The following is a 13,409-nucleotide window of genomic DNA, read 5'->3' on the forward strand; positions in this document are numbered from 1 at the left end:
GTTTGCCGACCGACACAACCATATCAACGGCATTGAGAATTTTTGGAATCAGGCGAAACGTGTCTTGCGCAAATACAACGGAATCGACCGAAAATCTTTTCCTCTGTTCTTGAAAGAATGTGAGTTTCGTTTTAACTTCGGGACACCAAAGCAGCAGTTAAAAACTTTGCGGCTTTGGTGTGGTGTTTAGGGCTAATCTACTTCAGCCCCAAAGAAAAACCGCCTGAAACACCCGCTGAAACGCTTGGTTTCAGACGGCCTGAGGATTCGTTGGAACACGCTGTGGAGAAAAACGCCATAACGGCTTTGATGGCTTGTCCCAACACAGTGCCGCCGTGGTTAAAACCGCCCCGGTTCGGCTGCGCGGTTGTGCAGAAACCGCCTTTTGCAGCGGCCGGGTCGGCTTCCACTCCGGCAATTTCCGATTTTTCATACCGGAAACCACCAACTGCGGCTGTGCGGGTAGAAGCACTTTTCAGACTGTAGAGCGGCCTGCCCGAAAGCGGGCTATCAGAGCGCAGGCGCGGGCTGCCGGCACGGCGGCGGCTCTGCTATAATCCTTACGGTTTTTTTGTGATAGAAAGTTTGCAAATGTCTGATTTCCGCCAAGATTTTCTCAAATTCTCGCTCGAGCAAAACGTTTTGAAGTTCGGCGAATTTACCACCAAAGCCGGCCGCCAATCGCCTTATTTCTTCAACGCCGGGCTGTTTAACGATGGCGCTTCCACCCTTGCGCTGGCGCGTTTCTACGCCCAAGCCATTATCGAAAGCAAAATTCAATTCGATATGCTGTTCGGCCCCGCCTATAAAGGCATCATTCTTGCCGCCGCCGCTGCCATGATGCTGGCCGAAAAAGGCATCAACGTGCCGTTTGCCTACAACCGCAAAGAAGCCAAAGACCACGGCGAAGGCGGCGTGTTGGTGGGTGCACCGCTCAAAGGCCGCGTGCTGATTATCGATGATGTGATTTCTGCCGGCACATCCGTGCGCGAATCCGTGAAATTAATCGAAGCCGAAGGTGCCGCCCCCGCCGCCGTTGCCATTGCGCTCGACCGCATGGAAAAAGGCACGGGCGAGCAATCGGCCGTGCAGGAAGTGGAGCAGCAATACGGCCTGCCCGTGGTGGCCATCGCCAACCTGCGCGATTTGCTTTCGCTGCTCGAAAACCACGCCGAACTCGGCGAATATCTCAACCCCGTGCGCGTCTACCGCCAACGCTACGGCGTGGCGTAACACGGCGGGGTTATCGACAGGCAGAATCCCGGCAAAACCGGCTCAGGCCGTCTGAAACCCCGGGCTGCGTTATTCCGCCGAAGGCAAGGCCGTCTGAAACACAAGGCCGTCTGAAAATATGTTCAGACGGCCTTTCTCTTTTTCTGCCGGCTTATTTCTGCCGGTGCAGGCCGGCCCGCTGACAAAAAACGGCGCATGACAAAAAAATAAACCTTATGTTCGCAATTTCGGCATTCTGCTGCCGAAAATCGTCATGTTAAATTAGGTTAGAAATTTGTTTGAATAATTTCTTTGGCATTAACACAGCAAGGAAACAAAATTTAAATATTAATTATCAACTATTTATTAAAATATCAAACCCCGTTTTCATAATTTGGCACAAGCATTGCTTGATACCTGGCAACCGCGAGAGGCCAAGCCCAGGCAGAAGCAGCAGCCAAAAGCGGTAAGCTGTAAATTCCTTCTTCTTTTGATTGCAGTACAACGTGCCAAGCACATTACGGTTTTACAACTATATAAATAATTTTATTCACTTTTAAACTGGAGTTTTAACATGAAAGCTATTCAAAAAGGTTTTACCCTGATCGAGTTGATGATCGTTATTGCGATTATCGGCATTCTGGCCGCCATTGCCCTGCCCGCCTACCAAGACTACACCGTGCGTACCCGCGTAACCGAGGGCTTGAGCCTGGCTGAAGCTGCCAAACAGGCCATTGCCACCGAAGGCTCTGCCGCTATGGCCGACTTAGACCGCGTTGCCGATACTTGGAATGCGCAAAGCAACGGTACCGGTGCCAACTCTAAATACGTTAATAGCATTGATATTGCTGATACTACTGGTGTAATTACAGTTACATACAACCCGGCAAACGTAGGTGTAGCAGGGGCTGCAAATACCCTTACTCTGACACCGTGGGTTCGTAGCGGAGCCGCACAAGCAGGTGAAACTCTGGCTGCTGCTATCGCTGCCGGCAGAACAGGTTCTCTCGACTGGGGCTGTTCTTCCGCCACCAATGCCACCGCGACCGCTGCCGGCATTGCCATTGCCAACCCCGGCACATTGGAAGCACGGTTCGCCCCCGCGCAATGCCGTTAATCTTAATGTTTTCCAACACCCGCTGCGGCGGGTGTTTTTTATAAAACTTTTGAATCCATAAAATAACAATAAATGGTGATGCGCGGTGTTTTGCCGCAGTCATCGTGCAGGTAGGTATTTTGGGGAAGCGAAATGAAGATATCTGGCAAAGGCTTTACTTTAATCGAGCTGATGGTTGTGATTGCCATCATCGGCATTTTGGCGGCGCTGGCTTTGCCCGCCTATCAAAATTTCACCGTTCGCGCCCGTGTGTCGGAAGGTTTGGGCTTGATGGTGCCGTTTAAAAATGAAATCGTGGTGGACGGGCGCACATCGGTTGCTGATTTGCGCAGCACCATCACCGAGCTGAATATGCGCAACGGCCGCACGGGCGCGAACAGCAAGTTTGTGGATTCTATCCAGGCCGACCCTGTGAGCGGGGTGATTACCATCACCTATAATGCCGCTGCCGTGGGGCTGGGCAGCAGCGGCAACACGCTGGTGTTCACACCGCTGGTGAGACGGCAAAACGGCGCGGGCTACGACACGCTGCCGCAGGCCTACAGCGTTGCCAATATGGGCATTGTCGAATGGGCTTGCGCATCGGAAACGCATGCGGCCGCAACCGCAAGCGGGCTGAACCCCGTGCAGGCCGGCACGTTGCCCGCCCTGTTTGCTCCTGCCGAATGCCGTTAGAGCAGATGCGGCTGTGCCGAAAAAACCTACAGGCTCTCAAATAAGGCCGTCTGAAACCTGTTTTAAACCGCAGCAAGGCAAAAAGGTTGCGGCCGGGCAGGCACCAAGCCGCGCCCCGTTTCGCTAAAGCCTTTGCTGAAATCTTTTTTAAACACACTGAAACGCATAATGACACACACAACATCTATCAGCCGTTGGCGTTTTGCCTTGAAAATTGCCGGCTGCCACTTTGTGCTCAGCCTGCTGATTGCAGCCGTAACCGCGTGGCTGGTGTTTGGGGTTTGGTATCCCGCGCCTTTTGATGCGCTGGTGGGCGGCCTGAATCTTTATGGCTTGGTGGTGGCAGTGGATGTGGTGTGCGGCCCGCTGCTCACTTTGATCTTGGCAAACCCTAAAAAATCAAAGCGCGAAACCGGGGTGGACTTGGGTTTGGTGGCGTTGATCCAGCTTGCCGCTTTGGTTTACGGCCTTAATGCCGTTGCCGCTGCGCGGCCGGTGGTGGTGGCATTTGAAACCGACCGCTTCACCGTTGTGAGCGCGGCAGAAATCGATAAGGCCAAGCTGCACGAAGCTCCCGAAGAGCTGCGGCAGTTGCCGTGGAGCGGCGTGCGCAGAATCGCACTGCGCAAACCCAACGGCAGCGGTGAAGCATTGGCGAGCTTGGAAATGTCGCTGCAAGGCATCGAACCCTCGGCCAGACCGGGCTGGTGGCTGGCCGATAATCAAAAAGCTCGAGATGAAGTGCGCGCCAAAATGCAGCCCGTAAGCAAACTGCTCAGCCGCTACCCCGATCATGCCGCTTTGCGCGCTGCGATAGCCCGCACGGGCTTGCCGCCGCAGCAACTGTATTTTCTGCCGCTTACCGGCGAGAGAAATAAAGGTTGGACCGTGTTGCTCGACAGCCGCACCGATTTTAAAGGGTTTGTTGAGCTGGATTCTTTTTAGCCCGCTTAAAGGCCGTCTGAAATTTGTTTTCAGACGGCCTTTTATCATCGCCATGTTTTGATTTTCAGATAAAGTAGGGTTGCCGTATCAAACCAAACCGTCAGGCAGGAGTTGGAACGGCGGGGTGGTTGCGCCAAACCGGCGGCGGTGCTTTTTATGAACAAGCGGCGTTGCATCTTTCAAAGCGGGCGGCGGCGGTGCTTTAAAAATTGAAAAGAGCCGGGAAACCGGCCCTTTGCTCCGCACGCCGCTGAGGGGTTATTGGCGGTAGTGCCGTAAAAAGCGTGCCAGCCTGCCCATGGCTTCTTCGATTTGGTGGATATGGGGCAGCGTTACCACGCGGAAGTGGTCGGGGCGTATCCAGTTGAAGCCGCTGCCTTGCACCAGCAATACTTTTTCCTGCAGCAGCAGGTCGTAGATAAATTTGGCATCGTCTTGAATGTTATACATTTCCGTGTCGATTTTGGGGAAAAGGTACATCGCGCCCCGGGGTTTGACGCAGCTGATGCCGGGGATTTGGGTGAGCATCTGGTAGGCTTGGTCGCGCTGCTCCAGCAGGCGGCCGCCGGGCAGCACCAGCTCGTTGATGCTCTGATAGCCGCCCAGCGCGGTTTGAATGGCGTGCTGCATGGGGGTGTTGGCGCACAGGCGCATCGAGGCGAGCATATCCAGCCCTTCGATATAGCCTTGGGCGTGGTGTTTGGGGCCGTTGAGCACCATCCATCCCATGCGGAAGCCGGCCACGCGGTAGGCTTTGGAGAGGCCGTTGAAGGTGATGGTGAGCAAGTCGGGGGCAAGTGCGGCAATGTGGTGGTGCTGCGCGCCGTCATAAAGGATTTTGTCGTAGATTTCATCGGCAAAAATCATCAGGTTGTGCCGGCGCGCCAGCTCGGCGATTTCGAGCAGGATTTCTTTGCTGTACACCGCGCCGGTGGGGTTGTTGGGGTTGATCACCACGATGGCTTTGGTGCGGGGGGTGATTTTTGCTTCGATGTCGGCCGTGTCGGGAAGCCAGCCGTTTTCTTCGCTGCACAGGTAATGGCGGGCGGTGCCGCCGGCGAGGGTGGCGGCGGCCGTCCACAGCGGATAATCGGGCGCGGGAATCAGAATCTCATCGCCCTCGTTGAGCAGTGCCTGCATCGACAGGGTAATCAGCTCGGATACGCCGTTGCCGATATACACATCGTTTACGGTGATGCTGCGCAAATCTTTGGTTTGGTAATAGTGGACAATGGCTTTGCGCGCCGAAAACAGGCCTTTGGAATCGCAATATCCCTGCGCGGCGGGCAGGTTGCGGATAACGTCCACCAAAATCTCATCGGGCGCTTCAAAACCGAAAGGCGCGGGATTGCCGATATTGAGCTTTAAGATTTTATGGCCTTCTTCTTCGAGGCGGACGGCTTCTTTGTGCACAGGCCCGCGGATGTCGTAGCATACTTGGTCGAGCTTGGCGGATTTGGGAATGGGGTTCATGTTGCGGCCTTGCTTTGTGGAACGAAAGCCGTAAATGTACCGCGTTTGCGGGTTGCTGCAAAGATGCCGGCGGCAATATGGTGCCTTTATTGTTGGTGTTCAGACGGCCTCTGCCTTTACAGCCGCATTCAAAAACGTTTAACCTTGCATTTTTCCGAGAGATTCAGAAAGCACGCCATGTTATTGAAACCCGCCGCCGCTCTCTTTGCGGCAATCCTGCCGCTTGCGGTTTATGCCGCCGTGGATATCCAGCGTTGGTACACGCCTGAGGGCACGCAGGTGCTGCTGGTGGAGCGGCATCAGAATCCGATTGTCGATGTGCAGATCAGTTTCAAAGGGGCGGGCAGTGCTTTCAGCCCCGAAGGCAAAGGCGAGGTTGCCGGGTTTGCCGCCGCGCTGCTGACGGGCGGCACGCAGCGGCTTGACGAAGAAGCCTTTAAAGAGCAGGCCGACAGTTTGGCCGCCGCCATCAGCAGCGACAGCAGCAGCGAGGGCACCGCCGTTACCCTGCGCAGCCTGAGCCGGCCGGGCAAACTCAAACCGGCCTTGAGCCTGCTCAACCAGGCGCTCGCGCAGCCGCGTTTCGATGCCGCCGTGTTCGAGCGCATACGCAAACAGAGCATCACCGCGCTGCAACAGCAGGAAACCGACCCGGGCTTTATCGCCGAACGCGCACTCGCCCGTCTGAATTATGGCAGCCACCCCTACGGCCGCCCTGCGCAAACCAGTGTGGACAGCATACGCCGCATAACGCTTGACGACATCCGCGCGTTTTACCGCAGCCGCTACGGTAAAAACAACGCCGTGGTGGCGGTGGTGGGCGACATCGACCGCCGCCAAACCGAGGCTTTGGTGAGGCAGGCGCTCAACGGTTTACCCGCGCACAGCAGCCAAAGCGGCACCGTGCCTGCGGTTCCCGAGCATCTGCCCCGACAGCAGAATATTCCGTTTGCCGGCGAACAGGCGCAAATCGTGATGGGTATGCCCTTAATCAAACGCAATGATCCCGATTATTATGCCCTGGTGGCGGGCAACTATATTTTGGGCGGCGGCGGTTTCGACAGCCGCCTGATGAAAGAATTGCGCGACAAACACGGCTACACCTACGGCGCATCGAGCAGTTTGGAGCCTTCTTCCGAAGCCGGGCCGCTGACCATAGGTTTCTCCACCCAAAAAGCCAACACATCTGCCGCGCTGGCCGCCGCCCGCAAAGTGCTGGCCGACTTTTCGGCCGAAGGCCCCACCGAGGCCGAGCTGCAACAGGCCAAAGCCAACATCACCGGCAGCTTTCCCCTGCGTTTCGACACCAACGCCAAGCTGCTGGGCTATCTGAGCCTGATCGGTTTCTATAATCTGCCCGATGATTATCTCGAAGCCTATCCGAAGGCGGTTTCCGCCCTGACCGCCGGGCAGGTCAAATCGGCCTGGCAGCGGCGCGTGAAAGCAGAAAATATGAATATCGTGGTGGTGGGCGCGGAGCAGGGGGAGGCTGAGGCTGCGGCTGGTTACCGCCCGATAAAACGCCGTTGAGCGGGAATGTTTGAAAGTGCGCTCTGCCGCAACGGGTTATCGTGAGGCTGTTGTTGGCACCGGGCGGCAGGCCGCAGGCTGTGGAAAAAGGTGTAGCAATGCCGTAACGGCAATAAAAAAGGGAGCGGTAACTAAAGATTCGGGATACACAGATTCAGGATACACAGATTCAGGATACACAGATTCAGGATACACAGATTCAGGATACACAGATTCAGGCCGTCTGAACACCATTTTTCAGACGGCCTGTTTGCGGCCGGTGCTTGTGGGCGCACGCCTGCCTGCCCGCGTTAACATACGGCGGTTGGCTTCCCGGTTTGCCGGCAAACCCGCCCGCTTGGTTTCCGTTGCGGCGTTGCGCTGCTTCAGCTTAAGAGCGGTTGGGCAGGCGGGCAAAAGCGGCTCCGTATTGCTTTTACCGTTTGCGGTTCACTGCTTGGCATATTGGCCGCACCACCCCGGGCCGGTATTGAGGCTGCAGTCTCTGCCCGAATATTTTTCAGGCCGTCTGAAAAATGGTTTTTCAGACGGCCTGAATCTTGGTGCAGCCTGTCCTGCGCGCGCGGCTTGATCACACGCCCTGTTTCAAACTGGCTTCGATAAAGCCGTCCAAATCGCCGTCCATCACGGCTTTGATGTTGCCCACTTCGTAGGAGGTGCGCAAATCTTTGATGCGCGACTGGTCGAACACATACGAGCGGATTTGATGCCCCCAGCCCACATCGGCTTTGCCCTCTTCCAGCGCCTGCTTTTCCTCGTTGCGCCGGCGCATTTCCAGCTCGAACAGCTTGGCTTTGAGCATATTCATGGCTTCATCGCGGTTGCGGTGTTGCGAGCGGTCGTTTTGGCACTGCACCACGATGCCGGTGGGGTTGTGGGTGATGCGCACGGCGGAGTCGGTTTTGTTGATGTGCTGGCCGCCCGCGCCGGATGCACGGTAGGTGTCGATGCGCAGGTCGGCGGGGTTGATGTCGATTTCGAAGCTGTCGTCCACTTCGGGGTAAACAAACACCGAGGCAAACGAGGTGTGGCGTTTGTTGTTGGAATCAAACGGTGAATAGCGCACCAGGCGGTGGATGCCGGTTTCGGTGCGCAAGAGGCCGTAGGCGTATTCGCCTTCGAGCTTGACGGTGGCGCGGTTGATGCCGGCGATGTCGCCTTCGTCTTCTTCGAGCACTTCAACCTTAAAGCCCTTGCGCTCGGCATAGCGCAGATACATGCGGTAGAGCATGCCTGCCCAGTCTTCGGCTTCGGTGCCGCCTGCGCCGGCAGTGATGTCGATAAAGCAGTTGTTCACGTCGGCCGGCTGGTTGAACATACGTTTGAATTCCAAATCGGCCATCATCTGATCGAGTTTGGCGATGTCTTCCCGCACGGCGGCAAAGCCGGCTTCATCGTTTTCTTCCACCACCATGGCCAGCAGCTCGCGGTTGTCGGCGATGCCGGCGGCGATGTTGTCGAGCGTGAGCACGATGCCTTCGAGCACTTTGCGCTCTTTGCCGATTTCTTGGGCTTTTTTGGGGTCGTTCCAGAGATTGGGGTCTTCGGAGAGGCCGACCACTTCTTCGAGGCGGTCTTTTTTACCATCGTAATCGAGATAGCCGCGGATGTCGCTGCTGCGGCCGGCAAGGTCGCCCAGCATGGCGTTCAATTGGTTGACGGTTTCGGCTTCAATCATGGTTTTCTCTTGCTCAAGGTCCGTGTTTAAGGGGCGTATTGTACTGGATTTTATGGGGGCGGGCTATTGTGAAAGGCCGTCTGAAAAGGGTTTCAGACGGCCTGTGTGTCGGTTGCTGCTGCGGTTCAGCGTTTGGCTTTAAACCCCAGCAGATGCTGCTGCGCGGCCAACCATGCGCCGGCAATGCCGAGGGCGGCCACGGCGGCAAACACAAGCACTATCTCCCAAAAATAGAAGAAACGCCATTCGATGTTCAGCCCGTAGGGCTTGAAAATCTCACTGACCGGCTGTTTCGACACGCCTACCAGCCAGGCGCACAGCCCCAGGCTCACGGCCACGGCACACACGCTCTGCCAGGCCGCCAAATAAAGGAAGGGGCGGCGGATAAACGAGGCGGGTGCGCCCAGCAGTTTGGTGATTTCAATTTCTTCTTTGCGGCTTAAGATTTGCAGGCGTATGGTGTTGTGCGCCGCCAAAACGAAAGCTGCCCCGAGGGTGAGGGCGAGAAACCGGAAAACCTTGTGTGCGAAATCGTTGATTCGGTAGAGCGTCTGCATCCATTCGGTGCCGAGCCTGGCTTCTTCCACCATCGGCAGGTTGCCCAAATCTTTTTGCAGCAGCTTCATTGCTTCGGGCGGCGTGGCGGGGTCGGGGGTAACGATAAATACATCGGGCAGCGGGTTGCTCTCGAGCATCGGCACCAAATCCTGCCCGCCCATGCTCGATTGCAACTCCTGAAGCCCTTTTTGTTTGCTCACGAATTCGGTTTTCTGAATGCGCCTGTCTTGCGCGAGCAGGGTTTTCACGGCCTCGGTGTCGCCTGTGTCGGCACCCGGCTCCATATAAACGGTAATCTGCGGCGACTCGCTGAGTTTGCCGATAACGGCCTGCGAGCTTTGCACGCCCAGATAAAGCACCAGCGGCAGCGTCATCGCCACGGCCAGCATCAGCAGAACCAGCAGCGTGCCCACAGGCTGTTTCAGCAGGCGGCGGGCGGCGTTGGCGGCGGCATCGAGGTGGAGAAACAGGTATGGGTTCATGATGTGAATCTGCCTTCCTGCAGGCGCAGAATGCGGTGGCCGTAATCGGCCATCAGGGTTTCATCGTGCGCGGCCACGATGACGGTGGTGCCCGCTTCGTGGAAAGTTTTGAACAGTTCCATAATATCTAAGGCATAAGCGCGGTCGAGGTTGGCGGAAGGCTCATCGGCAATCAGCAGGCTGGGCTGGTGTACCACGGCGCGGGCGATGCACAAACGCTGCTGTTCGCCGCCGGAGAGGGTAATCGGATCGGCAAGCTCGCGCCCGCCCAAGCCCACTTTCTCGATGGCGGTGCGGGCGCGCTTGTCGGCCTGTTTGGCATCGTAGCCGATGATGCGCAGCGGCAGCAGCACGTTTTGCAGCACGTTGCGGTCATAGAGGATTTTATGGTCTTGGAACACGATGCCGATGTGTTGGCGCATAAAGCCGATTTGGTTATCGTTTAAAGTGCCGGTGTCCTGCCTGTTAATCCACACCTTGCCCCGGGTGGGTTTGGTGATGCCGGCAATCAGTTTGAGCACGGTGGATTTGCCCGCGCCCGAATGCCCGGCCACGAAAATCATTTCCCCCTTGCTGATAGTGAAGCTGACGTTTTTCAACGCTTGAAAGCCGCCGGGGTAGGTTTTGGAAACTTGCTCGAAACGAATCATGGGTTTGTCCGCCAAAGTTGGTTTCAGACGGCATCAGGCCGTCTGAAAGATTATGCGCGATTATACCGAATAATGTTGCTCGGTTCAGCCGTATGCAGCAGCCGGGCGGGCTGCCGCTGCGGGAAATGCCTGCACGCCTGTGGTGGGCAATACAGCGGTGGCCGGGGCTGCGGGTTGGAAATAAGCATAGGCGGTGCAGCGCAGGCATTGGCAGTGTCGTCAGGAGGCCGATGCGGTTATTGTTTTAAAGAATGGTTGCGTGGGGAGGGGTCGGATTGCCTACACTTTATAAGGTAGTTTTTTATTTTCTGCCGGAACGATGGTTGGGTGATGTTGGCGTGTGCTGAAAAACTTCGCGGCTTTGCCGTGTCTTTCGGGATTCTCGGCAATCCTCAAAAATATGAAAATGGTTCTTCAGGCAAAAACGAAAAGTGTAAACAACGCTGGATTTTCCATTAAGCCGGTGACCATATTGATCACTGGCTCTGTTAGCTGGATGGTTTAATTCAAGTAAATTTATTTTAAAATCAATTGATTGAATTTTTAAAATTTAAATAATAATAATTATTATTTAAATAAATAAGGTTTTGGTGTAAATTATTTGGTTATGAGATTGATCGCAGTTTTACTACTTTATTATTAATGTAGGTTCCAAATAGAGAAAGGGCTGTTTATGCAACTGTGTGCACCAAAATCCTTCCGTTTGAGCGTGCTGGCGCTTGCCCTTGCTTCGGGATTTGCCTATGCCGACACGGAACAGGCTGAGTTAAATACCGTTAGAGTAGTCGGCACGGCCGTGCCGACCCGCATTTCCCGCGCCCAATTGGATAAAGAAGTGGCTACCGATCTGAAGCAGGTTATGAAAGATCAGATAGGCATCAATGTCGGCGCAGGCAACGGTGTCGCACAGTATTACAGTATCCGCGGCCAGGGGGAGGACAATATCAATTTGGATGTGGACAACACCAGCCAGTCCAACAAAATCTTCCACCATCAAAGCCGGTTTCAACTTGATCCGGCTTCGGTAAAAACCATCAGTGTCGAAAAGGGCACAGGCTCTGCCAGCGCAGGCATCGGCGCAACGGGGGGCACCGTGAAGGTCACCACGGTTGATGCCAAAGATTTACTGCTCGATGGCAAACCTTTCGGTTTCAAACTGGGCTCGACAGTCAGCAGCAACAAAGGCTGGAGCGGTAATGCTGCTGCCTATATGTATCAAAACGGCTTCGATGCGCTGGCGGCCGTGAACTATCTGCACAACGATGACTATAAAGACGGCAGCGGCCTGAAAAACACAGGTAGCAAACTGAAGCAGCGCAGCTATTTGGCCAAGCTCGGTTATGATTTCAACGAAAACCACGGTATCCGCCTGAGTTACCGCCAGGAAGACCAAAAGGGCAGCCGCACCGACAAAGCCGAATTTATGAATATCAACAACTTTGTTTCCACCGGCAACGGCAGCCAGTCGAAATATGAAGGCTTTGAGGGCACCGAGCAGAAAGAAGAAACCTTCAACCTCGCCTACCGGGGCCGGGATGTCGGTTTTTTAAGCAAAATCGATGCCAATATTTTCCAAATCAAAACCGATGACTACAAACCGCCCAAAGGCGCGCCCAACGATAATGAGAAAAGCAGCAGGCTTGAGTTGAGCCAATCCAAAGCCTCCGGTGCCAACCTTAATCTGGCCAGCGAACTGTGGAACCGGCACACGTTGAAATACGGCGTCAATTACCGCCGCGAGTCTTCCCGGCCTTCCGACAAAAGTGCATGGCTCAACATACTGGGGCTGTATGACCGGCAAGACGAAAAGAAAACCGACTACGGAATGTATATAGAAGGCATTTGGGATTGGGCTCCCGTAACGCTGACCACCGGCCTGCGCTATGACCATTTTAAATTCGATTCAGCCAGCAGGCAGAGCGTATCAGGCGGCCAATTCAACCCAAGTGCGGGTGTGATTTGGGACGTAACGCCCACATTCTCCCTGCTCGGAACGCTCAACCAAGCCAGCCGCTCGCCCCGCCTTAACGAAGTGCTGCTGGCCAACGAGCGCGCCGGAGCCGCTGCCGATGTTGATGCCGGCTTGAAAGCCGAAACAGCGCGCCGTGCCGAAGTCGGTTTCAGATGGCGCAACGATAATTTCAGCGTGGCAGGCAGCCTGTTCCAACAAAACATCAAAGACGTTATCGCCTACCAGTGGGCAGGCATCAGCAACAGCACCGGCACGATCAACAGCCGGGGGCGCATTTTCAACGGCGGCAGGCTCAAAAACCACGGTTATGAGCTGGATGCCGTTTACCGCAACGGCGGCCTGACCGCACGCGCGGGCGTGTCTTACGTCAAACCGAAAATCGGCGGTACCCTGTATGACGGCTCGAAGCTGATTGATGCCGACAACTATGAAAGCTCTTTTTACTTTTGGAATACCGGCCGCCAATGGCTGACCAGCCTTGCCTACCGCTTCGCACACCCGAATCTCGAAATCGGCTGGCGCGGCCGTTATGCCCAGCGCGTTGCCTACACATCGGGCAGCCGCGCGCCGTATAACAAAGGCCACAAAGCAGGCTACGGCGTTCACGATATTTTTGCCAACTGGAAACCCACCGGGAAAGACAATCTCAACATCAACGCCGGCATCAACAACATCGGTGATAAAAAATACCGCAGCCACGGCCAACGCTTCAGCAACGACCCCACCCGCATCAGCTTCTACGAACGCGGCCGCGAGTATGTATTGGGTGTGAACTACCGCTTCTAACATTCAAAGCCGCATTCTGCCGCGGTCGTTAGCGGCACTAAATCTCAGGCCGTCTGAAACGGTTTTCAGACGGCCTGAAACGGTTTTGCCGCGCCTGCCTGAGAAAAGGGCGGCGGAGGTTCGGATTAATCGGATTAATCCGACAAGCGTCTGCAAACGCTTCGGCATCAAACGGGCGCAGGTCGTCTATGCCCTCGCCCACACCGATATAGCGCACGGGAATCGGGCGGTTGCCGGCGGGAATACCGCCTTTGTGCGGGTGTTTCTGTGGGTGGATAGCCGTATTCTGCCCGCAGCCGTTGGCGGTGCTGAATCTCAGGCCGTCTGAAAA

Annotated in this window: 12 protein-coding genes and 2 pseudogenes; 8 read left to right on the plus strand and 6 right to left on the minus strand. The window is 55.5% G+C overall.

The annotated features are described in order from the left end of the window. Nucleotides 1–190, plus strand: a pseudogene (locus tag IR141_RS05040) (IS1595 family transposase); the annotation flags it as partial. A gap of 7 nt (nucleotides 191–197) precedes the next feature. On the opposite strand, the gene IR141_RS05045 reads toward IR141_RS05040, so the two are convergent. Next, nucleotides 198–410 carry a hypothetical protein gene (locus IR141_RS05045; RefSeq protein ID WP_135034570.1) on the minus strand — a complete coding sequence of 71 codons (213 nt, stop codon included), beginning with the start codon at nucleotides 408–410 and terminating at the stop codon, nucleotides 198–200. A 181-nt stretch (nucleotides 411–591) separates the two neighbouring features. On the opposite strand from IR141_RS05045, the gene pyrE reads away from it, so the two are divergent. The 4 genes from pyrE (at nucleotide 592) to IR141_RS05065 (ending at nucleotide 3,949) form a co-directional block, all read left to right on the plus strand. Further along, nucleotides 592–1,233 carry an orotate phosphoribosyltransferase gene (gene pyrE / locus IR141_RS05050; protein WP_135034571.1) on the plus strand — a complete coding sequence of 214 codons (642 nt, stop codon included), beginning with the start codon at nucleotides 592–594 and terminating at the stop codon, nucleotides 1,231–1,233. A 553-nt stretch (nucleotides 1,234–1,786) separates the two neighbouring features. Then, the gene (locus tag IR141_RS05055) at nucleotides 1,787–2,329 is read left to right on the plus strand and encodes a pilin (protein ID WP_135034572.1); all 543 of its coding nucleotides are present in this window, start codon (nucleotides 1,787–1,789) and stop codon (nucleotides 2,327–2,329) included. A gap of 132 nt (nucleotides 2,330–2,461) precedes the next feature. Beyond that, nucleotides 2,462–3,004, plus strand: a complete 543-nt coding sequence (locus IR141_RS05060; protein WP_135034573.1) for a prepilin-type N-terminal cleavage/methylation domain-containing protein — start codon at nucleotides 2,462–2,464, stop codon at nucleotides 3,002–3,004. 168 nt (nucleotides 3,005–3,172) lie between these two features. Continuing rightward, the gene (locus IR141_RS05065; RefSeq protein WP_135034574.1) at nucleotides 3,173–3,949 is read left to right on the plus strand and encodes a fimb protein; all 777 of its coding nucleotides are present in this window, start codon (nucleotides 3,173–3,175) and stop codon (nucleotides 3,947–3,949) included. A 258-nt stretch (nucleotides 3,950–4,207) separates the two neighbouring features. Here IR141_RS05065 and IR141_RS05070 read toward each other — a convergent pair whose 3' ends face one another. Further along, complete coding sequence (locus IR141_RS05070; RefSeq protein ID WP_135034575.1) at nucleotides 4,208–5,422, minus strand: pyridoxal phosphate-dependent aminotransferase; 1,215 nt, start codon at nucleotides 5,420–5,422, stop codon at nucleotides 4,208–4,210. 177 nt (nucleotides 5,423–5,599) lie between these two features. Between IR141_RS05070 and IR141_RS05075 the strand changes: the two genes are divergently transcribed. Continuing rightward, nucleotides 5,600–6,952 (plus strand): pitrilysin family protein, encoded by a 1,353-nt coding sequence (locus tag IR141_RS05075; RefSeq protein WP_135034576.1) that lies wholly within the window; start codon nucleotides 5,600–5,602, stop codon nucleotides 6,950–6,952. A gap of 250 nt (nucleotides 6,953–7,202) precedes the next feature. Then, nucleotides 7,203–7,523: a hypothetical protein gene (locus IR141_RS05080; protein ID WP_194198378.1), complete on the plus strand. Its 321-nt coding sequence runs from the start codon at nucleotides 7,203–7,205 to the stop codon at nucleotides 7,521–7,523. Here the strand turns inward: IR141_RS05080 and prfB are convergent, their stop codons facing one another. The 3 genes from prfB to ftsE all read right to left on the minus strand — a co-directional run bounded on the left by prfB (nucleotide 7,524) and on the right by ftsE (nucleotide 10,320). Beyond that, on the minus strand, nucleotides 7,524–8,627 hold the full coding sequence (gene prfB / locus IR141_RS05085) for a peptide chain release factor 2 (protein WP_135034604.1): 1,104 nt from the start codon (nucleotides 8,625–8,627) through the stop codon (nucleotides 7,524–7,526). A 128-nt stretch (nucleotides 8,628–8,755) separates the two neighbouring features. Next, nucleotides 8,756–9,679, minus strand: a complete 924-nt coding sequence (gene ftsX, locus IR141_RS05090; protein WP_194198379.1) for a permease-like cell division protein FtsX — start codon at nucleotides 9,677–9,679, stop codon at nucleotides 8,756–8,758. Next, nucleotides 9,667–10,320 carry a cell division ATP-binding protein FtsE gene (gene ftsE / locus IR141_RS05095; RefSeq protein ID WP_135034579.1) on the minus strand — a complete coding sequence of 218 codons (654 nt, stop codon included), beginning with the start codon at nucleotides 10,318–10,320 and terminating at the stop codon, nucleotides 9,667–9,669. The genes ftsX and ftsE overlap by 13 nt, the downstream gene beginning before the upstream one ends. 673 nt (nucleotides 10,321–10,993) lie before the next feature. Between ftsE and IR141_RS05100 the strand changes: the two genes are divergently transcribed. Further along, nucleotides 10,994–13,078 carry a TonB-dependent receptor gene (locus IR141_RS05100; protein ID WP_135034580.1) on the plus strand — a complete coding sequence of 695 codons (2,085 nt, stop codon included), beginning with the start codon at nucleotides 10,994–10,996 and terminating at the stop codon, nucleotides 13,076–13,078. A 145-nt stretch (nucleotides 13,079–13,223) separates the two neighbouring features. Here the strand turns inward: IR141_RS05100 and IR141_RS05105 are convergent. After that, a pseudogene (locus IR141_RS05105) lies at nucleotides 13,224–13,331 on the minus strand (signal recognition particle-docking protein FtsY); the annotation flags it as partial. Nucleotides 13,332–13,409: the final 78 nt, after the last annotated feature.

The sequence above is a fragment of the Neisseria sp. 19428wB4_WF04 genome, from assembly GCF_015235335.1.
Lineage (GTDB): Bacteria > Pseudomonadota > Gammaproteobacteria > Burkholderiales > Neisseriaceae > Neisseria > Neisseria musculi.